This window comes from Marinitoga arctica, from assembly GCF_054657315.1.
On sequence record NZ_BAAHYY010000002.1, the window covers coordinates 62,277 to 86,760 of the forward strand.

At 27.2% G+C, this 24,484-nt stretch carries 20 protein-coding genes; 16 read left to right on the forward strand and 4 right to left on the reverse strand.

What is annotated here, in order from left to right; all coding sequences use genetic code 11:
- Window positions 1-80: 80 nt before the first annotated feature.
- The 11 genes from ACYQ44_RS01030 to ACYQ44_RS01080 are packed head-to-tail and all read left to right on the forward strand — an operon-like array spanning window position 81 to window position 13,120.
- A complete protein-coding gene (locus ACYQ44_RS01030) occupies window positions 81-746 on the forward strand; it encodes a hypothetical protein (protein ID WP_459994616.1) in 666 nt (221 codons plus the stop codon).
- A 10-nt stretch (window positions 747-756) separates the two neighbouring features.
- Window positions 757-4,263 (forward strand): hypothetical protein, encoded by a 3,507-nt coding sequence (locus ACYQ44_RS01035; protein ID WP_459994617.1) that lies wholly within the window; start codon window positions 757-759, stop codon window positions 4,261-4,263.
- Window positions 4,256-4,918 (forward strand): flagellar hook assembly protein FlgD, encoded by a 663-nt coding sequence (locus tag ACYQ44_RS01040; RefSeq protein WP_459994618.1) that lies wholly within the window; start codon window positions 4,256-4,258, stop codon window positions 4,916-4,918. Before ACYQ44_RS01035 ends, ACYQ44_RS01040 begins: the two co-directional genes overlap by 8 nt.
- A 31-nt stretch (window positions 4,919-4,949) precedes the next feature.
- Window positions 4,950-7,595, forward strand: coding sequence for a flagellar hook-basal body complex protein (locus tag ACYQ44_RS01045; RefSeq protein WP_459994619.1), 2,646 nt, complete (start codon window positions 4,950-4,952; stop codon window positions 7,593-7,595).
- A gap of 42 nt (window positions 7,596-7,637) precedes the next feature.
- Window positions 7,638-7,841: a flagellar FlbD family protein gene (locus ACYQ44_RS01050; RefSeq protein WP_459994620.1), complete on the forward strand. Its 204-nt coding sequence runs from the start codon at window positions 7,638-7,640 to the stop codon at window positions 7,839-7,841.
- The gene (locus ACYQ44_RS01055) at window positions 7,842-8,612 is read left to right on the forward strand and encodes a motility protein A (protein ID WP_459994621.1); all 771 of its coding nucleotides are present in this window, start codon (window positions 7,842-7,844) and stop codon (window positions 8,610-8,612) included.
- Between the two features lie 5 nt (window positions 8,613-8,617).
- Window positions 8,618-9,499: an OmpA/MotB family protein gene (locus ACYQ44_RS01060; RefSeq protein WP_459994622.1), complete on the forward strand. Its 882-nt coding sequence runs from the start codon at window positions 8,618-8,620 to the stop codon at window positions 9,497-9,499.
- 12 nt (window positions 9,500-9,511) lie between these two features.
- Window positions 9,512-10,054, forward strand: coding sequence for a flagellar basal body-associated FliL family protein (locus tag ACYQ44_RS01065; RefSeq protein ID WP_459994623.1), 543 nt, complete (start codon window positions 9,512-9,514; stop codon window positions 10,052-10,054).
- Window positions 10,055-10,071: 17 nt separating this feature from the next.
- A complete protein-coding gene (fliM, locus tag ACYQ44_RS01070; RefSeq protein WP_459994624.1) occupies window positions 10,072-11,106 on the forward strand; it encodes a flagellar motor switch protein FliM in 1,035 nt (344 codons plus the stop codon).
- Between the two features lie 29 nt (window positions 11,107-11,135).
- Window positions 11,136-12,491 carry a flagellar motor switch phosphatase FliY gene (fliY, locus tag ACYQ44_RS01075; protein ID WP_459994625.1) on the forward strand — a complete coding sequence of 452 codons (1,356 nt, stop codon included), beginning with the start codon at window positions 11,136-11,138 and terminating at the stop codon, window positions 12,489-12,491.
- Complete coding sequence (locus tag ACYQ44_RS01080; RefSeq protein ID WP_459994626.1) at window positions 12,488-13,120, forward strand: hypothetical protein; 633 nt, start codon at window positions 12,488-12,490, stop codon at window positions 13,118-13,120. Before fliY ends, ACYQ44_RS01080 begins: the two co-directional genes overlap by 4 nt.
- On the opposite strand, the gene ACYQ44_RS01085 is transcribed toward ACYQ44_RS01080, so the two are convergent.
- Window positions 13,103-13,840: an MBL fold metallo-hydrolase gene (locus tag ACYQ44_RS01085; protein WP_459994627.1), complete on the reverse strand. Its 738-nt coding sequence runs from the start codon at window positions 13,838-13,840 to the stop codon at window positions 13,103-13,105. The genes ACYQ44_RS01080 and ACYQ44_RS01085 overlap by 18 nt on opposite strands.
- A gap of 92 nt (window positions 13,841-13,932) precedes the next feature.
- On the opposite strand from ACYQ44_RS01085, the gene ACYQ44_RS01090 reads away from it, so the two are divergent.
- Together ACYQ44_RS01090 and ACYQ44_RS01095 are read left to right on the forward strand one after the other, a co-directional pair.
- On the forward strand, window positions 13,933-15,678 hold the full coding sequence (locus tag ACYQ44_RS01090) for an ABC transporter ATP-binding protein (RefSeq protein WP_459994628.1): 1,746 nt from the start codon (window positions 13,933-13,935) through the stop codon (window positions 15,676-15,678).
- Between the two features lies 1 nt (window position 15,679).
- On the forward strand, window positions 15,680-17,602 hold the full coding sequence (locus ACYQ44_RS01095; protein ID WP_459994629.1) for an ABC transporter ATP-binding protein: 1,923 nt from the start codon (window positions 15,680-15,682) through the stop codon (window positions 17,600-17,602).
- Window positions 17,603-17,666: 64 nt separating this feature from the next.
- Here ACYQ44_RS01095 and ACYQ44_RS01100 read toward each other — a convergent pair whose 3' ends face one another.
- Genes ACYQ44_RS01100 through ACYQ44_RS01110 form a run of 3 tightly spaced genes read right to left on the reverse strand, consistent with a single transcriptional unit; the run spans window position 17,667 to window position 20,640 of the window.
- Complete coding sequence (locus ACYQ44_RS01100; protein WP_459994630.1) at window positions 17,667-18,497, reverse strand: carbohydrate ABC transporter permease; 831 nt, start codon at window positions 18,495-18,497, stop codon at window positions 17,667-17,669.
- Window positions 18,494-19,369, reverse strand: coding sequence for a carbohydrate ABC transporter permease (locus tag ACYQ44_RS01105; protein ID WP_459994631.1), 876 nt, complete (start codon window positions 19,367-19,369; stop codon window positions 18,494-18,496). Before ACYQ44_RS01105 ends, ACYQ44_RS01100 begins: the two co-directional genes overlap by 4 nt.
- Before the next feature lie 8 nt (window positions 19,370-19,377).
- The gene (locus tag ACYQ44_RS01110) at window positions 19,378-20,640 is read right to left on the reverse strand and encodes an ABC transporter substrate-binding protein (protein WP_459994632.1); all 1,263 of its coding nucleotides are present in this window, start codon (window positions 20,638-20,640) and stop codon (window positions 19,378-19,380) included.
- Between the two features lie 203 nt (window positions 20,641-20,843).
- On the opposite strand from ACYQ44_RS01110, the gene ACYQ44_RS01115 reads away from it, so the two are divergent.
- Genes ACYQ44_RS01115 through ACYQ44_RS01125 form a run of 3 tightly spaced genes read left to right on the forward strand, consistent with a single transcriptional unit; the run spans window position 20,844 to window position 24,477 of the window.
- On the forward strand, window positions 20,844-22,646 hold the full coding sequence (locus ACYQ44_RS01115; RefSeq protein ID WP_459994633.1) for a TIGR03960 family B12-binding radical SAM protein: 1,803 nt from the start codon (window positions 20,844-20,846) through the stop codon (window positions 22,644-22,646).
- Window positions 22,643-23,404 carry an inositol monophosphatase family protein gene (locus tag ACYQ44_RS01120; protein WP_459994634.1) on the forward strand — a complete coding sequence of 254 codons (762 nt, stop codon included), beginning with the start codon at window positions 22,643-22,645 and terminating at the stop codon, window positions 23,402-23,404. The genes ACYQ44_RS01115 and ACYQ44_RS01120 overlap by 4 nt, the downstream gene beginning before the upstream one ends.
- Window positions 23,404-24,477 carry a glucose-1-phosphate thymidylyltransferase gene (locus ACYQ44_RS01125; protein ID WP_459994635.1) on the forward strand — a complete coding sequence of 358 codons (1,074 nt, stop codon included), beginning with the start codon at window positions 23,404-23,406 and terminating at the stop codon, window positions 24,475-24,477. The genes ACYQ44_RS01120 and ACYQ44_RS01125 overlap by 1 nt, the downstream gene beginning before the upstream one ends.
- The last annotated feature ends 7 nt before the right edge of the window (window positions 24,478-24,484 follow it).

Genomic DNA, 24,484 nt, shown 5'->3' on the forward strand with positions numbered 1-24,484 from the left:
TTAAATAAATTAGGACTTAAAAAAAAAAGAAAAATTTGATATACTATACAATAGAAAATAAAGTGAAAAGGAGTGACAATATGGCTAAAGAGAATGAAAAAAAACCAGGAAGACTAAAAAAGTTGATCACATTATTTTTTTGGTCTTTATTTATAACTTTGATAATAATTACTTTAGTATATATAAATTTTGAATTTGGAAGATTAAAAATGCTTAATTTAAGCTTAGAAAAAGATTGGAAAAGTTTTGTAGCTTATATGCTACAAAAGATACCTGTTCTAAAGGATAAAGTAAAATATGAATATTTAGATGTAGGAAATGCTTATATTATGCAAGAAAAATTAATAGAAGATAGATTAGAATCTTTTGATTCCAAGATTGCTCAATTAAAAAAACAATCAGAGGAATTAATGAAATTATCTGAAGAAATAAAGAATGAATCTAATCAATTAGCATTAGAAAAACAAAAATTTGAAGAAGAAAAGAAGGCATTCGAAGAAGAAAAAAAGGTTTTCGAAGATTATAAATATAGAATAAATAAACTTGCAGAATGGTTCGCCTCCTCAACACCTGCGCAAATAGCGTTAGCTTTGTCAAGGGATGAAGTAAGTATAGATTTAATTGTCAATGCATTATTGATATTACAATCTGATACTGCAGCGGAAATTATCCAAGCATTAGCTCAGGTTAATCCAACAAAAGCCGCTAATGTAATTTCCAAGATTGGGGAGGTGAAAGTAAAATAGGAGGGAAAAAATGACTACCAATATCTTGGTAAATCTATTGTCTAAATATGAAAATAATAAAGTAAAAGTAAATAAAACATTTGATAAAAATATAAATAATAATTTTTCTAAATATCTTAGTAAAAATATAGCTAAAAAAAATAAATTTAAAACTACCGGAAATTTTAATGATTTGAATATTATAAAAATAAAAAAGAAAAGTTTAAAATCAGAAAAAGTATTATTACATTCTTCTCAAAACAATTTAAAGAAAATTTTTATCGGGAAGAAATTAAAACTTTCCAAAAATACCTTTCAGCATAGACCTTACCTGATAAACATTCAAAAATTGAATGTAAAGAAAATAAATGAGAAAATAATAAATCAATTACAAAAGGAAGAAGATTCCTCAAAAGCAAATAATAAGAATAATAAAATAAATAATAAAAGTAATAAAGTAATGAAAGTAAATACAATTTTAGAAAAGATAGCACCAGAAGTGATAAAAACTTCAAATAAAGCAGAAAAAATAAGCAAAATAATAAAAGAGATGTTAATAACAGAGGAAAAATTACCAGAAAATATTAGTAAAGAAATAAAAGAATTAAAAAAAATATTATTACAAAAGAATTATAAGATTCACGGAAAAGATTTGAATGAAAAATATCTAGAAAATGAGAAAATAAAAACAATAATAGAACAAATAGAACATATAGAAAAAAAACTACCAGAAAGTATACAAACTAAAATAATAGAATTAAAAAAATTATTAGATAAGAATAACTTAAAAGAAAATGTTGATTTAGAAAAGATAGCACCAGAAGTGATAAAAACTTCAAATAAAGCAGAAAAAATAAGCAAAATAATAAAAGAGATGTTAATAACAGAGGAAAAATTACCAGAAAATATTAGTAAAGAAATAAATGAATTAGAAAAAATATTATTACAAAAAAATGAAAAAAAACAGGGAAAAGATTTTACTGAAAAATATCCAATAAATGAAAAAATAAAAACAATAATAAAAGAATTAGAACATATAGAAAAAAACCTACCAGAAAATATACAAACTAAAATAAAAGAATTAAAAAAAATATTAGAGTCAAATAAAATGAAAGGTAATAATGAAATAAAAAATCTGCTAATAATAGATAAAATAGACTCTGAAGAATTAAAAGAAGGAGCAAGAACTACATTAATAAAAAAAATTGAAGGAAAGTCAAATGAAATAAAAAGAGATTTAATAAACCAAGAAAAAGAACTATCAGAAGAATTAAAAGTAGAAGTAAATACAATTTTAAAAAAGATATTTCCAAAAATGATAAAAATGCCAAATGAAGTAAAAGAAAAGATAAACAAAATAATAAAAGAGATGTTAATAACAGAGGAAAAATTACCAGAAAATATTAGTAAAGAAATAAAAGAATTAAAAAAATTATTATTACAAAAAAATGAAAAAAAACAAGGAAAAGATTTTACTGAAAAATATCCAATAAATGAGAAAATAAAAACAATAATAAAACAAATAGAAAATATAGAAAAAAAACTACCAGAGAATATACAACCCAAAATAATAGATTTAAAAAAGTTGTTAGAAAAGATTAATATAAAAGAATCTGATTATATAAAAAAGATATCTCCAGAAATTATAAAAATGTCAAATGAAGCAAAAGAAAAGATAAACAAAATAATAAAAGAGATGTTAGTATCAGAAGAAAAATTACCAGAAAATATTAATAAAAAAGCTAATGAATCTAAAAAAGAAAATTTTCTAATAGAAAAAATATATGATGAAGAAAAAAATAAGGATATAAGAGCGAAGGTAAATGAGATAGTTAAACATTTAATTTTAGGAGAAGAAATTATACCACCAAAGTTATTAAAAGAGGTAAAAGAATTGAAAAATTTACTTCAAAATGTACATGAAAAATCACAGCAAAAAGTAAAAAATGAAAAAATAAGGGATTTGAATAGTATAAGTAAATTAGAATTAGAAAAATATAAAATAAAAGAAAGCACAGATAAAGTAGTTAAGTATCTACTAACGACAGAAGAAAAATTACCACAAACATTAAATGAAAAAGTTGAAGAATTGAAAAAAATGCTGAAAAAGAGGAACTTAACTAACCAAAGGGAAAGATATATCGTAAAAGAAGAAAATATAGAATGGATGGAAAAAGATATTTTGAAAAAGCTGATAGAAATAGAAAATTTATCTGAAATAGTAGAAAAAAAGACAAAAGAAATAAAGAAATTATTGCAAAAAAATAATGAAAAGCATTCTAATGAGTTCGCAAATAAAAACAATACAGAAAATAATATGAAAAATGAAAAGATAAACAAAAGTCTATTAATAGATGAAAATAGATCTATGAAAAGACAAATAAAAAATGTTGAAGAATTATTAAAAAATACAGAAAAAATAGGTAAAAATTCTTTGAAAAAAGAAAATATAAAGTTTTCTATTATAAATAAAGAAAGTCTAAAAAAAACTAACCCTAAAATATTATTACTACCTTCTAATAATTTAGTAGATATAAAGAAAGAAGTTATTAAATTAAATACGAAGACAGGAACTGCTATTTATATTTTTAAATCCAAAAATACAAATATTAAATTAGTAAAATTAGTTAAAGTTGTTGGAGATAAAAAAAATAAACAAATATTTAACAATACATTAGAAGATGTTTTTAGAAATAAAATTACTAATTTTGAAAAAAATGGTAAAAAATCTGAAGTTTTATTTTCAAATAATGATTTGGATATTTTAATTGAAAGAAATAGAGATTTAAAAGAAGTAAAGGAATTTCAAATGAATACATCGAAAAATAAAATGTATATTGAAAAAACAATAAGGAAAAAACTTGATTCGGAACATGAAATAATAATAAAGGATAAATCTAATAAAGTAAAAATAAAAGATGTAATAAAATTTATTGATTCAGTTTTATATAAAACTTATAGTAAAAAGCAAAATAACCTTTCTAATTTAAATGAATCAAAAATTTTTATTAAAAAAGATAAAAAATATCAAAAATTTAAAAATTTAAACTATTTGCATCCAGCATTAGAATTAGAAAATATATCTAATACAGGTAAGTCCGTAGAAGGAAAAATAGTAACTTTTAATGAATTAATTGCAAGAGTTCAGGGGACATTAGAGAAAATACAAGATTTACCAAGATATTTTGAAAGAACAATAGTAAAAATAACCCCCCCTGATTTAGGAAATGTTGAAATAACTATTATAAAATCACAAAAAAATTTGAAAATAGAATTTAATATAGAAAATAAGGATAGTCAAAAAGAAATTGAGAAAAAAATGGAACCTTTATTAATCAATTTAAGAGAAAAATTTGAGAAAGTAGAATTTTCTATAAAATCAGAGTTTGGTGAATCAAAAGATGAAAATCAGAGAGAGTTTGAAGAGAAAAATCAAAAAAATGATCAATTTCCAAAAGAAGAAAATCAATCAGATAAAAAAAATAAAGGAAGAAAAAAACAATTTTTGGAGCTTTTAAGAGGTGAAAGTTATGATTAATGGAATTAATAGCTTAAATTATTTATCTCCAACATCAAACGGTATAAATGGTGAACCTAAAAAAGAATTAGATAAAGATGCATTTTTGAAAATTTTAATGACACAATTGAAATATCAAGATCCGACAAATACAATGGATGATAAAGAATTTATATCTCAGATGTCTCAATTGTCTGCTACAGAACAAATAATGAATATGAGTAAATCATTTCAAGAAATGATATCATCTCAAATGAATTTATTTAAAGTTCAAGCATCTAATCTTATTGGAAAAACAGTGGTTGTAGAAAATAATAAAATTAATTTAACAGGCGGATTTTCAGATGCAATTATTTATAATATTGAGGAACCAACTAAAGTTTATGTGGATATTTATGATGAAAATGACAATTTAGTTTATACTAAAGATTTAGGTATTCAAGAAGAAGGAATGAAGACATTTAACTGGGATGGGAAAAGTACTAATGGAACAGGATTGGCAGATGGTGAATATAAATATGAAATTTATACATATAAAAACGGGAAAAAAGAGAAAATAGGTGGATTGGATGGTGGAAAGGTAGATGCTGTTCAATTTGAAAATAATCAATTTTATGTATTAGTAAATGGACAAAAATATAGTACAGATAAAATAATTGAAATTTCTGAATTATAATAAAAAATTTAAAATACGGGAGGAGATTATTATGTTAAGAGCAATGTTTAGTGGCCAAAGTGGATTAAAAAATTTTCAGACTCAATTAGATGTAATTGGAAATAATATTTCAAATGTAAATACAGTTGGATATAAAACATCGCGTGTAACATTTCAAAACACCTTATCACAAACATTGTCTGAAAGTAGAGGCGCGGGAGATCAATTTGGTGGTATAAATGCATCACAGGTTGGATTAGGAACTAAAATAGCATCTATAGATAAAATTATGACTCAAGGATCATTGCAAAATACAGGGAATAAAACAGATATGGCAATAAAAGGAGAAGGTTTTTTTGTTTTATCAGATGGTCTTTCAAAATATTTCTCTCGAGCAGGTAACTTTACTTTAGATTCTGAAGGACATTTTGTTAATCCATCAAGTGGAATGAAATTACAAGGATGGAATGCAAAAATAACTGATACCGGAAAAAGATATATAGATTCAAATGAGCCTATACAAGATATTACAATTTCTCCAAATCTTGTTATGGAAGCAAGAGAAACCACATTTTTGAATTTGTCAGATAATTTGAATTCTGATGTAGGTATTAAGGAAACTACTCTTACAATTAAATCAGCATCAGGGGATGTTGTACCTGTAAAGTTTACTTTTGAAAGATTAATGTCGGAGCAATATAAGGATAGAATAGTATACAGATGGCATGCAGAAACAGTAGATCCAGATAAAAATTATGAATTATTAGGTGGAAGTAATTATGGTGAAATTGAACTTGACGAAATAGGAAATGTATTAAGATGGTCAAATTATCCTGGACATGTAGTAAGAGCAAACTCAACAAATAATTTTAATTCGTCATTTCCGGCAGGTTCAAGAATTGATTTAGGTAAAAATGGTATAGATTGGCCACTAAGAGCATATGGAGATATATCTGTTTCAGATAGCAATGGGACACCAATAACTCTTTTATCCCAAGATGATGATGATGGAAGTGGAGCTATTGATGCATCTGATAGACCAGATATTTTAATATATAGAGATGCAACTAATCCTAATAAGGTTACTGTAGCAGTTACTGATAGTGCTGGAACACAGTACACAGGAACTATTACTACAGATGGAACATTTTATGATTTGAATAGATTATTTGCCCAAGGAGTAACTTTAGATGATGGAGCAGGTAATGAAATTACATTAAAAAACCTTATATTGGATTCTGGAATTTCCGAATCTGTAGCATTATTACCAGTTGGTCAAACTAATGCTTTATCCATTGAATTATATCAATCTTCAAATGATGAAAAAGCTGAATGGGGCCTTGATGGAGTATATATGATGGATACAAAAGGTGAATTAATTCCAAAATATCAGGATGAAGATAATAGATTACAATTAACTGATGGAACAAATCAAAGAAACGTTAAATTTTTAGGTGGTATATCTTTGAAAGATAGTCAAAACAATGAAGTTTTTTATGATCCAAGAGATATATCTTTTAGTGTAGATGGGACTGGAAATGTTACTATTACACTGAAAGTTGAGGAAAGTGGATCCTTAAAAACAGTAACTTTTACAGATGCGAATGGAGATTCTGCAACGGCAGATAGTGTAGAAGATTTTAATTCCAAAATGGAAAGCGGATGGAAATCTTCAGACGGTAAATATACAATATCAGGTCTTTCAATAATAGAGGCGAATGCTACTGATACATTTGTTTCAACTGTAACAAATGCAAGTGGTGAAGCTACAGAATCTGGAACAGTAAGATACATAGCAGCCAGAAAAGTTATTCAAACCCCTGTTTCTGGTGAATTGCGATTAATAGACACGGAAAACTCCCAAAATTATAAAATTGCAGAATATGAAAATCCAAATGTAGTTATTTCTACAAAAGTATATGATTCTCTTGGTAATGATTATGATATAAATATAAAATATTCCAAAATTTCAGATAATACATGGTATTGGAAAGCTGAAACTGTAGATGGACAACCATTATACAAAATAACTGAAGATGGGACCACCACATCTGATCCGGCTGAAGGTGTTGTAGCTTTTGATGGAAAAGGACAATATTTAACTTCAAGATGGAGATTAGATTCAGTTGGATATGTTGATTATAATACATCAGATAATGATAATGGTGCAATAGGTTTTTGGTTTGACCCAGCAAGTACTGGCGAATCTCCTAATGAAAGAGTGGCTCCTGCATCAGTTGCTGCCGCAGGACCAGTGAAAGTAAATATGAATATGTATGATTTAACACAATTTGCTGCACCTAATTCAGTAAACATCGCAGACCAAGATGGAAATGCTAAAGGTGTTTTACAAAACTTTACTATAAATGACTTGGGAGAAATATTAGGAATTTTTTCAAATGGGAAATCAGATTTAATTGCACAAGTTGCAGTAGCTAAATTTACTAATCCAGGCGGATTAATTGATATGGGAAATTCCTTATTTACACAAAGTGAAAATAGCGGTATTGCAAAAATAGGATCATTTGGTGAAGAAGGTGCTGGAACATTAGTATCAGGTGCTTTAGAAATGTCAAATGTTGACTTATCGGAAGAATTCACTAAAATGATCACAGCCCAAAGAGGATTTCAAGCATCAGCAAGAGTGATAACAACTTCAGATCAAATTCTAACAGAATTGGTTAATTTGAAGAGATAATATGATATTAGCTATAAAAGTATTCTCACCGGAGGTGAGTAAATGATAAAAGTAACTAATTTAGGTGGAAAAGAATTTTTTATTAACCCAGACATGATAGAAAAAATGGAAGAAAGACCAGATACAACAATTCTTTTAAATAATGGGCATATATATATTGTAAAAGAATCTATAGATGAAATTATTAAAGAAATAATAGACTTTAGAAGTAAAATTTTTTCTATGGGCTTTCAAAGAGGTGATTAGATGGATATATCAACATTAGCTGGACTTGGTTTAGCTATTGCAGCTATAGTATTGGGGGCAATTTCAGATTTCGGATCATTAATAGATATACCTTCGTTTTTTATTACTGTTGTTGGTTCAATAGGGGGTATGTTCATAGCAAACCCTAAAGAAGTATCGTTTAAATTCTTTCAAGCCATAATAAAAGGAATTCAAGAACCAACAATAGATACAGTAGAAACATTAAAAACATTGTATTCATTTGCAGAAAAAGCACGAAGAGAAGGATTAATTTCTTTAGAAGCAGATTTAGAAGGACTAGAGAATGAATTTATGAAAGATGGTCTTAGAGCGGCAGTTGATGGTACAGATCCTGAAGAAATTAGAAAAATTTTAGAGATAAAAATGGAACTATTTGAAGAAGAAGAAGGAAAATGGTCTGGAGTACTAAATACGTGGGGATCTTTAGCTCCAGCATTTGGAATGATAGGTACTTTAATCGGATTGGTTCTTATGTTGAAAACATTAAATGATCCCACCACAATTGGACCTAAAATGGCTATTGCACTTATTACAACATTATATGGAGCATTAGTTGCTAATATTTTCTCATTGCCGATTGCTGAGAAATTAGGTAGAAGGACAAAAGCTCAGGTGAATATGTTACGAATGATAACAGAAGGAATATTATCAATAGTTTCTGGAGAAAATCCAAGATTAATGGAAGAAAAGCTAAAAGCATTTTTATCTCCTATAGATAAACAAAGATATGAATCTGAAAAAGAAGGGTGATATAAATGGCTGATAAATGTAAAAAAGATGAAGGGCCACCACCACCAGCAGCATGGCTGGCTACTTTTAGTGATTTAAATTCATTGCTAATGACATTTTTTGTTATGTTATTTTCTATGTCCTCAATATCACCAGGTAAATTCCAACAAGCTGCGGTAAGTTTTAGAAGTCCATTTAGTGGTACACCTCCAAGTGTGTTAACTGGTGGAAGAAGTTTATCTGAAGAAAGTTTAATTACTTCTAATCCGGGTATAAGAGTTGAACTTTTTCGCCTTCAAGATAATCCTAAGTATAAAGGGAGAATTACTATTGAAGAAAATGATAAAGGAACAATAATAAAAATGCAGGATATGGCGTTTTTTGAACCTGGAAGTGCTCAATTAACAGCTGATGCAAAAGAATTGTTATATAAATTAGGTATAATTATTTTAGAACATTCTAATAATGCAATAGAAATATATGGATTTACCGATGATAGACCACCAACAAAAATATCGGTTTATCCTTCCAATTGGCATTTAGGTGCAGCAAGAGCTGCAAGTATTGCAAAGTTTTATGCTGATGAAATGAAGCAAAAAAGAACATTAGAAAGATTAGCCGAAGTAAAAGAAGGAAAGTTTGATCCGGAGTATTATTATAATTCAGAAAGGTTTTTTCCTATTGCAGTAGGAGATAAATCAATAAAAAAAGATATAAATAATTTAAAATCTTTAATTGAAGCCCAAAAGTTAAAATTAAAGGAAGATTTTGAACAAGGAAAAATAAATCTAGCCGATATGCAATTAAAAGAAAAAGAATTAGATAATAAATATAAGGATGAATTAGAAACATTAAGAAAAAAATATAGAAGAATTGATTTATTAATTTTAAGACAGCGTTTGAGATAGTGGGGTGGAAAAATGCCAGATGAAGAAGTTAAAGAAGAAATACAAGAGGGGAAAAAAGGTCCTAATATATTATTATTATTATTAATTGCAATTGTAGTTTCAGTTATATTATCTCTTGGTGGAGCGTTCTTTTTAATTAATATTTTAGGGAAGAACATAGTTCAACAAGCTCAAGAACAGGCACAACAACAAGCTCAAGGTGTTCAACAAAGGGTTCAAATAGGATTAGCAGAAGTAATTAGAGAAGGCCATCAAAGACAATTCATGCTAAAAGGTGGGAACGAAATAGCAATTGTAAATGCATTACAATTAAAAGTAGGTAGTGATGAAAGTAGAGAAGCGATTGCACAATATAATGTGGAAATATTAGAAGCAGTTGGTTTGATATTTATTACTAAAACGCGTGAAGATTTAACGACAGTAGAAGGAAGAGAGATTTTAAAAAATCAAATAAAAAATGCTATTAATGAAATTACAGGATTTGTTGGCGAAAAAGAAAAATTCGGTGTTATTCAAGTTATAATAGATATAGTGGTAATAACTTCAGCTTATTGACAAAAGGTGGTGAAATTATGCCTCCAGATAATGAAACATTATCTCAAGAAGAAATTGATGCCTTATTGCATGCTATGGAGGCAGGATCATTATCTGTTTCCAATGTAAATGAAGAAGAAGATATTATGGCTAATGTTCGGGAATATAATTTCCGAAGGCCAATGAAATTTTCTAAAGAACAATTAAGGACATTACAATTAATTCATGAAAATTATGCTAGAGACGTTTCGACGTATTTATCTTCTCGTGCTAGATCGTATGTAAACGTTACTTTTGCAAGTGTTGACCAAATAACTTTTAGTGAATTTCAACAATCACTAACAAGTCCAACATTTATATCTATTTTTTCTACAGATATATTGCCAGGTAGTGCAGTTTTTCAAATGGGGTTGGATATTGGATATGTTTTAGTCGATAAACTATTAGGAGGTCCAGGTATTCCATTAGAAACACTTAGAACACCTACAGAATTAGAACTTTCTATTTTAAGAAAAGAAGGATTATCTTTAATTAAAGCTTTGAGCAAAGCATGGGCAACAATAGTTCCTTTTGATACAATACTTGAAAAAACAGAATTCAATCCGCAATTTGTTCAAATAGCGGCTCCAAATGAAATGACAGTTTTAATTACTTTATCTATTAATTTTAGGGATATACAAGGATTTATTAATGTTTGTTGGCCATCATCATTATTAGAACCAATTAACGAAAAATTAACAACAAGATTATGGTCACCAGACAGAAAAACTACGCCGCAACAGATTGAAAAATTAAAAAATTCAGTATTAATGACTAAAGCGGAAGTGAAAGCTATTTTAGGTGAAACAAATATACAATTGGGTGATTTTCTCAACATAGATATTGGAGATGTTTTAAGACTTGATTCATTTAATGATGAACCAATAAATATTACAATTCAAGATACTCCTGTTTTTAAAGGGAAACCTGGAGTTTACAAGGGACATTATGCTGTTAATATAGAAAAGGAAGACCCTGAATTATTAGAAAAGGTTTTAGTTGAAAGGTATTTAGAAAGTCTTCAAAATAAATAATATTTGTTTCCTCAGTGGAGGTGTAATTTATGTCAGATGAATTTTTATCTCAAGAAGAATTAGACGCATTGCTGCAAGGGCTAAATCAAGAAGGAAATACTCCAAAAAATGAAAAAACAAATAATATTCCTTCTTCAGGAGGAAAAGATATAAATCCTATAATATTAGATTTAGTTGGAGAAGTTGGAAATATTGCTATGGGTGCAGGAGCTACTACTTTATCAACTTTATTAAAAAGGAAAGTTGATATATCTAGTCCTACACCTATTACACTATTGAAATCAGAAATAAAAAATCAATTTTCAGGAAAGTATTTAATAATATCAATTAATTATAAAGAGGGATTACAGGGGACTAATTTTTTCTTATTTCCAGCAAGCATTTCATCTGTTATTGCTGATCTTATGATGGGAGGAACTGGTGAAAATGTTCCTGAAACATTTGATGAAATTTCAATAAGTGCTTTGGCTGAAGCTATAAATCAGATGATGGGAGCAGCAGCAACATCTTTATCAGAATTTTTAAATTCAAAGGTTGATATTACACCTCCAGAAGTTCAAGTTATAGATTTTGACGATCCTAGTTCAACATTTCCGCCTGAATTAGAAGGAGCTGCAGATACAATAATTGGTATTAAATTTAAATTAAGAATTCAAGGATTAAAAGAGGGGGAAATGTGGCAATTTGTACCTTTAGATATTGCGAATAATATAAAAGATAAGGTTTTAGAAGCTCAAAAAGTGGATATTGAGGAAAAACAACCAGTACAGCAACCGCAGCAGATGCCAACACAGCAACCACAACAAATGCCAACACAGCAACCACAACAAATGCCGATGCAACAGCCAATGGGATATCCACAACAAATGCCAACACAACAACCAGGTGGATATCCACAGCAGATGCCAATGCAACAGCCAATGGGATATCCACAACAAATGCCAACACAACAACCAGGTGGATATCCACAGCAAATGCCAATGCAACAGCCAATGGGATATCCACAACAAATGCCAATGCAACAACCAATGGGATATATTCCACCTGAACAACAAGTTAATGTACAACCAAAAACATTTGGCTCAATTTCTGGACAGCCAATTGAACCTACTGAAAATATAGATCTTGAAAAATTACAATTATTATTTGATATTCCTTTAAATGTATCTGTAGAATTAGGAAGAAGAAAATATTCTTTAAGAGATATATTAAATTTTCATCAAGGTTCAATGATTCAGCTGGATAAATTAGCTGGAGAACCAGTGGATATATATGTAAATGGAAGATTAATAGCTCGTGGAGAAGTTGTAGTTATAGATGAAAACTTTGGGGTAAGAATTACAGAAATAGTTTCATTAGAGGAAAGGTTGAGAGCATTAAAATGAGCAAAAAAAGAATAATAATAATATTATTTTATATTTTTTTAATAAATCTTATGTTTGCTGATAATTTTATTGATTTGATTACAAAATACTCTAAACTTAATGAATTTAAAATGGAATTGAATATAAAATTTGAGGTGGATTCAACCCCCACCTCAATTTTGATGGATTTATATGTAAATAATTTCAAATATTTTTATTTTAAAATATCTAAACCAACTATTTTATCAGGTGTTGAATATTATTATAATTTGCATAAAGATGAATTTTTAACGGAATTAAAAAATGATGTTGATAAATATAATGGGGTTAAAAATAATTTAGAAATTTTTAGAAATTTTATAAATGTTTTATCGATAACCTATTCAAGAGATAAATTTTTTGTTAGGGAAATCGATGATAATAATAATAAGATATATTATTATTATCCGAAATCTAAAACAGCTTTAAAGTTTTTAGGTGTTGATTACACTCAAATGAAAATTTTTCTAAAAAAAGAATTAGATAATTATATTCTAGAAAAAATAGAATTTTTTAATTCTAATAGTAAAAAAGTGGTAATTATAAAAGTTAATATAATTCCTTATGATACCAGTTTTATAAAAAAAAGATTATTAAAAATTCAAAAGTAATTCTGGATATTTATAATTATTGTATCTTTTTAATGTTTTCTCCTTTCCATACTTTTTAAAAGTATTTAAATAATTTAGTTGATTTTCTATTAATCCAAAATTACCGGGTCTTCCATGGCCTGGTATTATTTTTTGTATTCCTTGTTTTTTTAATTCTTCTAAAATTTTTATCCAATTATCTATATTTGCTTCATTTAATTCTGAGTGAATTCCAGAAACTATAATATCTCCTGCAACTAAAATATTTTCTGGATAAATTTTATAAATAGAGGAATCTTCGGTATGTCCTCCTAAAGAAATAGCACTAATAATGGTTTTTGAAGAAGTATTTAAATTATCATTTCTAAATACATTAAAATTACATTTGGACAATCTATTTTGTATGTTAGTAAATTTAAAACCAGATTCTTCAGAAATTTTTTTTAAAATTTCTTCGTTATATTCAAATAATTTTACAAGCGTTTTTTCAGATAAAATAATTTCAAGTTCTCCATAAAAAATAGCTCCAAAAGAATGGTCTGGATGATGATGAGTTAAAAAAACTTTTTTTACAGGTTTTTTTGTTCTTAGTTTGACTATTTCAATAATTTTTTTTAATTTTTCAGGATATAATGATGAATCTATTAGTATCACTTCATCACTTAATTCCACCGCAGTTACATTACTAGCAAAATTTTCAAACCAAAAAACTATTATTTTATTTTCAAGTACTTCTAGCATTGATTTTTCCTCCTTAATTTTATTTCATTTAATAATTCTTTATATATTGAATTTTTTCCTTAAAAATGATAAAATTGTTTGTAATACAAACAATGATAGGAGGGATTATTATAATTAAAGAATTTATTAAGAAAAATTGGTGGAGATATTTAATAGGGATAATTTTTTTATTAATTATTGATTATATGCAAATTTATATTCCAAAAAAGATAGGTAATATAATGGATGATTTAAAATTAGTAAAAGATTTTGAAGCAATAAAATTATCTATATATTCAATAATAATATTAGCAATTTCTATTATGATGGGAAGATTTATATGGAGATTCTTTATTTTTGGCACATCAAGATTATTTGAGTTTAAAACTGCAAATAAAATATTTTCACATATTTTGGATCAATCCTATGATTTTTATGACAAATGGAGAACAGGAGACTTAATGACAAGATTTACAGAAGATTTAAATGCAGTAAGAATGGCTATGGGACCTTCAATAGTTATGCTTATTGATACAGCATTTATGTCTACAATTACAATAATAGCTATGATTAATTTTGTAAATCCTAAATTGACATTATTATCATTAATACCACTGCCTATAATAGGTATAATAACATTGTTTTTTGGGAAAGCTATTAGAAGTTTATTTAAGAACTTACAAAAAACAATATCTGATTTATCAGACCATACAGAAGAAAGTTATGCTGGAATACATGTAGTTAAAGTTTTTTCTTTAGAAGAAACAATGAAAAGAAGATTTAATGAAAGATCACAAAAATATTATGATGCTCAAATGAAATTAATAAAAACTTGGGGATTGATGTTTCCATTAATACAATTTTTGGCATCATTATCAGGAGTTCTTGCAATATATTTTGGTGGGAAAATGGTAATAAATAATGAAATAACCTTTGGGCAGTTGGTTATGTTTTATTCATATATAGGTATGTTGGTATGGCCCATGATGGCTATTGGATGGGTTGTCAATATTTTGCAAAGAGGAAAAGCATCTTATCAGAGATTAATGGAGATTTTAAATTCTAAATCTAGTGTTACAGAACCAGAAGAAATAAATGAAAATTACAAATTTAAAGGGCATATAAAAATAAAAAATTTAAAATTCAAATATCCAAATACTGATAAATATGCTTTAAAAGACATAAATATGGAAATAAATCCAGGCGAAATGGTAGCATTTGTTGGAAAAATAGGTTCTGGGAAATCGACACTTCCAAAATTATTATTAAAATTTTATCCTGTAGAAGATAATACAATTTTTATTGATGGAATTGATATAAACAAATTGCATTCAAAAATAATAAGAAATAATATTGCGTATGTTCCCCAAGAATCATTTCTTTTTTCAATGGCTATTGAAGATAACATAAGTTTTGCATATCCAGAAAATGTATCAGAAGCTCCGAAATATGCAAAAATAGCTAATGTTCATGAAGATATAATGGATTTGCCAGAAAAATATAAAACATTAGTTGGTGAAAGAGGTGTTACATTATCAGGTGGGCAAAAACAAAGAGTTTCAATAGCAAGAGCATTAGCAAAAAATGCTCCGTTTATTATTTTAGATGATTGTCTTTCTGCAGTTGATACTGAAACTGAAGAAGCTATTATTAATAATCTAAGAAATAATGTAATTAATAAAACAATGATTGTTATATCTCATAGGCTAAAAGCTGTTAGAAATGCTGATAGAATTTATGTATTTGAAAATGGTAAAATAATAGAATATGGAAACCATAATGAACTATTAGCATTAGAAGGTGCATATTATAGCATGTATATGAAACAACTAATAGAAGAAAAATTAGAGGAGGAATAATATGCGAACAGCTCATACAGATATATTAAAAGAAGAAAACCAAAGGGGTATTTCTAATTTAAAAATATTTAAAATGCTATGGATGTACATGAAAAAATATTATATAATTTTGATATTATCATTTTTCTTTTTATTTTCATCAACGATAATTGATCTAACTATTCCAGGTGTAATGAGATATGTAATAGATAATGTAATAAATTCAGCATATAAATTTTCAAAGGTAGACGATACCTTTCAATCATCACCTACAGGGGATTATCAGTTAAAAAAAATTGATAATAAATATTATATGGTTAATGAAAATGAAAAAATTAATGTAAGCGAAGAGTTTGTTGATAAAATAAAAAACAAAGCTTTAGATGATATTGCTAAATATACATTAATAATAATTTCTCTTTTTTTAGGGCAACTATTATTTAATTATGGTCAGGTAATTTTTTCTAATTTACTGGGACAAAAAGTAATATATGATATAAGAGATGAGTTGTATTCACATCTTCTTTCAGTTCCATTGGATTTTTTTACTAAAAATCCAACTGGGAAAATTACAACACGAACAGTAAATGATACACAAAATCTATCACAATTTTTTACAGATGTTCTAACCAGTTTAACAAAAGATGTAGCAATAATAATTGGAGTTATTATTGTCATGTTTAAAATGAATATAAAATTAACTTCATATGTGATAGTGATGTTTCCTATAATAGTCGTTGCAACATGGATATTTGGAATTATTGATAAAAAAATTTATTCGAGAACAAGAACAAGAATATCTGCAACAAATTCGTTTTTAGCAGAAAATATTTCTGGGGCAAATGTCACAAAAGCATTTAATCAAGAAGATAGAAAAAGGCAAGAATTTTATGATTTGAGTCATAAATTATATAAGTCGAGAATGCAACAAATAATTTTAAATGGTTTATTTAGACCAATGATGAATGTAATGTATTATATAACATTATCGTTATTATTTTGGTTTGGTGCGAAACTTTTCAAACAAAATATTGTATCCTTTGGGGTTTTAGTTGCCTTTACTTCATATATAGATATGTTTTTTAGACCATTATTTGATATAGCGGAAAAATATGATATATTACAAAATGCTTTCGCTTCAGCTGAAAAAATCTTTAAATTAAAAGAATTAGATCAAGAAGATTTTGGAAAGAGAAAATACAAAGAAATAAGAGATGGTAGTATTAGATTTGATAAAGTATTATTTGCATATGAGAAAGAAAATTATATTTTAAAAAATGTATCATTTAAAATTTCTGCTAAAGAAAACATAGCAATAGTTGGAGAAACTGGATCAGGGAAAACTACTATTATAAAATTAATAAATGGATTGTGTAGACCACAAATGGGTAATATATATATTGATGAAAAAAATTTAATTGACTATGATTTACATTCGTTAAGAAGACAAATTGCTGTAGTTCCACAAGATGTATTTTTATTCACAGGAACTATTCTTGATAATATACGAATATTTGATGAAAGTATAAGTGAAGAAGAAGTAATAGAAGCTGCAAAACAAGTTCATGCGCATGAAATGATAGAAAAATTTCCAGATAAATATTATACAAAAATCTTAGAAAGAGGTAGTACATTATCAGCAGGAGAACGACAACTAATAGCCTTAGCAAGAGCTGTGATATTTAAATCAAAAATAATAATTTTAGATGAAGCAACAGCAAACATAGATGTTGAAACAGAATATTTAATACAAAAAGCGATGGATAATCTTATAGGTAAAGTAACAATAATTTCAATTGCTCACAGATTATCAACAATAAAAACAGCTAAAAGAATTTTAGTTGTACATAAGGGGAAAGTAGTTGAAGAAGGAACTCATGATGAATTGATGCAAAAAAGAGGAATATATTATGATTTATATAGATTACAATATAGCGTTGAGTAATTATTAAAAAAATAAATTAATATATAAAAACCAAAATCCCGGTGAAAGCCGGGATTTTTTTGTATTAATCTTTTAAACTACCTTGAGTTAAACCAGAAATAATATATTTTTGTGAAATGGAAAAAACTATTATTGTAGGTAAAAGCGCTATTACAATACCTGCTGATAATACATTCCATTGAATTCCAGCTTTTGATACTATAGAATATAATCCTACAGGTACAGTATATTTATCAGAAGTATTTAAAAACATAACAGCTGTAAATAATTCATTCCAATTATTGACAAATGAAAAACTTAGAATAGCTGACAGACCTGGAAGCATTAAAGGAATAGTTATTTTAAATAATGATTGTATTTCGTTGCATCCATCAATTAAAGCAGCTTCTTCTATACTTTTTGGTATTCTATCAAAAAAACCTTTAGCCATTATTGTACTAAATGCTGCGCCAAATCCACTATATACTATTATTATACTAATAAGTTTATTTATTAAATGTAATTTTGAAAACATAACATATTGTGGAACCATAATCAAATAAGATGGAATCATTTGAGAGAAAAATAAATATAAAACAACAATATATCTCCACTTAAATTCTTTACGTGATAATACATAACCACTTAACATTGCAAAAATAGTGGAAACAAAAGAAGCTGATAACGATACAATAATACTATTAGCAAAATATTGTTTGAAATTAACAAATTCAAATAATTTTCTATAACCATATAAGCTAGGATTATTTGTCCAATATTTTATTGGAAAGGTATATAATTCATATACAGGTTTAAAAGAAGTTAGTATGATCCAATAAAGTGGGAATATTGCAAATACTAAAAATAGTGCTAATAATACAAATCTAAAAATTTGCCATATGTTTTTTTTCTTCATAGCGAGAACTCCTTCTTAGAAGTTAATTTTAAATACATTATTGTATATAAAATAAGAACTGTTACAATAATTACACCATGAGCAGTAGCTTTGCTATAATTAGATTCATAAAAAACAGTATTTATCATTTTTACTGATAGTATTTCTGTACTACCTGCAGGACCACCACGTGTCATTCCATATATAACATCAGGAAAATTCATTACCCATATTATTCTTAATAAAACAGTATTTATTAATGTAGGTTTAATATAGGGGATAGTTATTTTAAAAAGTTTTGTAAAATAACCTGCACCATCAATTTCAGCAGCTTCATATAATGAATTTGGAATTGATTGTAAAGCAGCTAAAATCATGATAGCGAAGAATGGAATCCCATACCATACATTTACCAAGATAACGGAAAACATTGCTAATGATGGATCAGATAAAAAGTTAAAACCTTCTTTAATAATTCCCATTCGTAATAATATATCGTTTATTACTCCAAATTGGCCATTAAGTAACCATGACCATATTAAGCCAATAGCAAAACCAGATATTGCCCATGGATAAAAAACAAGGCCTGCATATAATCCTCTTCCCTTAAATGGTTCTTTCATTAATAAAGCGAGAATAAATCCAAAAAATAGTTGAAAAATAACAGAAAAGAAAATCCATTTTAGAGTATTTAAGACTACATCAATATAAAAAATATCAGAAAAAATTTCTTTATAATTTTCAAAGCCAATCCATTGTATTTTACCGAAATTAAAGACAGAATAATTTTTGAAAGAAAGCAAAACCCCACTTATTGTGGGGTATAATATAATAAATGAAATTAAAAGAATTGTTGGTAATAACATAAAGAAAATAAATTTTTTGTGTTTCATTTAATCACCTATTTAATACCAGCATCTTTCCAAAAATCGCTCCATTGTTTTAAACATCTTACTACAGAAAGTTTTCCTAATAGAACTTGCTGCATAGTTTTTTCTTGGAATTCATTCCATTTTCCCCAATTTTCATTATCTAGTGGGTATTGTGTAAATTGATAGTGTTCTGAATCTTTAAACATTTCTGTCCATCCTTCAAAAATATTTGAACTAAAATACGCATCATATTTATAAACAGATTTTAATATAGGTAATGCACCATAACTTTTACTCCAATAACCATTAATTTCCGGAGAGCTTACGAATTTAATGAATTTCCATGCTAAATCTTTATGTTTAGAATATGTTGGGATTCCCCAACCAACAAATCCAAATGTTGGATAAGCTTTTCCACTTACACCAACAGGTAATGGAGCTGTTTTATACTGACCAGGTTTCAACATTTCATTTAGCATACCTGTAGTATCAGGATCTTGGAATAGCAATGGAGTGATGCCAGAAACAAAAGCGTTAACTTGCTCATCCCATCCCCAGTTAACAGAATCTTTTGGAGATGTATCTTTGTATAGGCTTACATAAAAATTCAAGGCTTCTACAGCTCTAGGATCTTCAAATATAATCTGTCCATCCTTTGTTAAATACATATTATTAGGATCTATATCATCAAAAAAAGAAGTTACAACAATGTCTATAAATGCAGTAGGGTATCCTTTTCCTCTAAAATCAAATCCATACTGATTTTTTCCCGATTCAGTAAGTTTTTTTGCCATATTATACATTTCCTGCATAGTTTTAGGGTAGTTTTTAAATCCGTATTTTGATAGTACATCTGGTCTATAGAATAGTGTTTTTACAAATATACCATGAGGTAGAAGATATGGTGTATTTTTGTAAATACTTGCTGTTTCTAAAACACCATCTATTAAATCATGTTTTTCTGACCAATCGTTTATGTAAGGAGTTAAATCTTCTAATTTTCCCATAGCAGCTAAAGTGCTTAAATTCCAATCCCCGATTTCTACGATATCTAAAGGTTGTTCAGTGCTAACCATTAAATTAATTTTTTGATAAGCAGTTTCATAAGGTGGCGAAATGACATTAATTTTAACTCCAGGATTTAAGGTTTCAAACATCTCAATAATTTTATTTAATGTGGGAGTTCTCCATGGACTAGAAAAGGCTTCAATTAGATTTAATGTTATAACATCCTCTGAAAAAACAAATAAAGAAACCAATAAAATAGAAATGATCACAAAAATTTTTTTCATACCAACACCCCCTGTTTTTTATATGGTTACAATTTATTATATCATATTTAACATAAATAAATAAAAGATATAATCAAAAATATTTTTCAAAAATTTACACATATTAAAAACTATTGTGATATACTTACACAAAATTAAAATAAATAGCTTATAATTAGATTTAGGATTGTATTAAAAATAATATAAAGTTTGGAGGAAAATTAATGAATATTGCTAAATGGTTGTTTTCATCAGGAGTTTTGCATAGAGTAAGAAAACCAGCAAGATATATAGGTGGAGAATATAATAATATAATAAAAAATACGAAAAATAAAATTAGAATAGGATTAATGTTCCCTGATTTATATGAAGTTGGAATGTCTCATACTGGGTTTCAGATATTAATGCATTCATTTAATAGAAAAGAAAATGTTTTTGCAGAAAGAATATTTTTACCATGGAAAGATATGATTGAAGAAATGAAAAATTCAAATATACCATTATATACACTTGAAACATTTACTCCAGTAAATAAACTTGATTTAATAGGTATTACACTCCAATATGAATTGTCATACACCAATATAATACATGCATTGAAACTTGGTAATATACCTATTTATACCAAGGATAGAACTGAAAAAGATCCTATTATAATAGCCGGAGGACCTTGTGCATCAAATCCTGAACCAATTGCGGATTTTATTGATGGGTTTTATAATGGTGATGGAGAAGAAGTAATAGATGATTTAATAAAAATATTATCTCAAAATATATCGAGAGAAGAAAAGATAAAAAAATTACACGAAACTCCCGGATTCTATGTTCCAAAATATTATACAATAAAAGAAACTAAGTCCGGTTTTGTAATACCTGAATATGAAAATAGAATTAAAATACGTAAAGTAAAAGATTTAAATAATGTTGAATTCCCAGTTGAACAAATTGTTCCTAAAATTAGAACTATTCATAATAGGGCTATTGTTGAAATAATGAGAGGATGTAATAGAGGATGCAGGTTTTGTCATGCTGGATTTTATTACAGACCAGTTAGGGAAAGAACTACAGATGAAATAATTAAATTATCCTTAAAAACTTTAGAAAAGACAGGTTATAATGAGTTATCATTATTATCTTTGAGTACATTAGATTATAGTGATTTAGAAAAGGTTTTAAATAAATTAGAACCTTTTTTGAAAGAAAATAGGATATCAATATCCCTTCCATCATCAAGAGTTGATAAATTTGGTATTGAAATAGGAAGTAAAATATCTGGCGCAAGAAAAACAGGATTAACTTTTGCTCCAGAAGCTGGTTCTCAAAGATTAAGAGATGTAATTAATAAAAATATATCAGAAGAAGAGATTTTAAATGTTGTAGAATATGCTAAAAAATCTGGTTGGAGACGAATAAAACTATATTTTATGATAGGGCTGCCTACGGAAACGGAAGATGATGTTAGGGCAATAGTTGATCTGACTAAAAAAATAAAACATATTACAAAAATAAAAGATATAACAGTTAATGTATCGATATTTATTCCTAAACCACATACTCCTTTTGAAAAAGAAAGATTTTATCAACCTAAAGAAATTAAAGAGAAAATAAAGATATTAAATGAAGTAAAAAAATTTGCAAAACTAAAGGTTCATGATCCATATGTAAGCTTAATAGAAGCTTTATTATCAAGAGGAGATAGAATATTATCAGAATTAATATATAAGGTTGCATTAGAAGAAAATGCAATTTTCGATGAATGGGATGAAGAATTTGATTTTAGAAAATGGGCAAGAAAGATTAATGAATTAGGTATAAATACGGAATTATATCTTGATAAAATTAAAGCAAGTGAATTACCCTGGAAAGTAATTGACATTTTGTTAAAAGAAGAATTTATAAACGATGAGATAGAGAATGCAAAAAATGAAGTATTAACAGGAGATTGCAGGTGGGATGTATGCAGTTTGTGTGGAGTTTGTATTAAAACAGGATTAAATAATATTTTAGTTAAGCAGGTGAAAAAATGATAGAATTTGAGTTTTTGAAAAATAAAGTTATTGAAGTGGGTAAAAATTTATTAAAATGGAGAGAAGAAGAATTTTCCATTAGTTCAAAAAGTTCAAAACATGATTTAGTTACATCTTTAGATTTAAGGGTTCAAGAATTTTTATACAATTCATTAACTCAAAAATTTCCTGAAATAGGATTTTTAGGAGAAGAAAGCGGTAAAAATAATAAACCGAAAACTAAAGGATATTGGGTAATAGATCCTATTGATGGAACTGTGAATTTTTCGAAAAAATTACCTATGTTTTGTATTTCTGCTGCTTATGTTGAAAATGATGAACCAAAATATGGTATAATATATGCCCCTGTAATAAACCAAATAATAATAGCAGAAGAAAATAAAGGAGTTTATTTAAATGATGTAAGAGTTACTCCGAATTGGGCAAAAAATCTAGATGATGCTATGATTTCTATGGGTAATATTAGGGGTAAAACATATGAATACTTTGAAGCATTAGAAACAAAGGTTATGAGAATAAGATTATTAGGTACAGCAGCTTTACAAATAGCATATGTGGGGACAGGTCATTTTGATGCTTTTATTTCTGTAAAGGGGAATTCCTGGGATGTTGCTGCAGGATATATGATAGTAAAAGAAGCTGGTGGAATTATTACAGATTATGAAGGAAATAAAACAAATATATTTAATAAAAAAAATATATACTCAAATCCATATATTCATAGTCAATTAGTTAAAATTATACAGGGGGTGTTTTAGTGAAAGCATTAATACTATGTGCAGGAAAAGGTACAAGATTAAGACCATTAACTTTTACAAATGCTAAACCTTTAATACCTATAGCAAATAAGCCTACTATAGTATATAGTTTGGAAGTGATCAAAGAGGCTGGTATTAATGAAGTTGGTATTGTAGTAAATCCTGATAACAAAAAAGATTTTGAAGAAACATTAGGTAATGGATCACAATTGGGGTTAGAAATAACTTATATTGTTCAAGAAGAACCTAAAGGTTTAGCTCATGCTGTTGCAATTTCAGAAGAATTTTTAAAAGAAGAAGAATTTTTAATGTATTTAGGAGATAATTTAGTAACAGTAGATTTGGGCAAATTTGTTAAAGATTTTAACTCACAAAATATGGATTCATTTATATTATTAACACCAGTTGAAGATCCTTCAAGGTTTGGAATTGCTGTTTTAAAAGATGATAAAGTAGTAAAAGTTATTGAAAAACCTAAAAATCCGCCTTCAAATTTAGCTATTATTGGCGTATATATTTTCAAACCTATAATATTTGAAGCTATAAAAAACATAAAACCCTCATGGCGTGGAGAATTAGAAATAACAGATGCAATTCAATGGTTGTTAGAAAACAATAAAAATGTGGGAGCACATATAGTGTATGGATGGTGGAAAGATACAGGGAAACCTCAAGACCTTATTGAAGCTAATAGAAAAATTCTTGAACAATTAAAAGAAAGTATTAATGAGGGGATAGTGTATGAAAACTCAACTGTTCAAGGAAATGTTGTTATTGGAAAAGGGTCAAGAATTTTAAATAGTGTTATTAGAGGTCCAATTATTATTGGTGAAAATGTATTAGTTTCAGATTCTTATATTGGACCATATACGAGTTTAGGAAATAATGTAACAATAGAAAGTGCAGAAGTAGAAAATTCAATAGTTTTAGATAATGCAACAATAGCTAATTTAGAAACAAGATTGGATTCAAGTGTTATAGGTGCAAATGCAACAGTAATTCATTCAGATGGTAAACCAAAAACAATTAAATTAATAGTAGGAGATTACTCTAAAATAGAAATTCCTAGGTAGGAGTGTT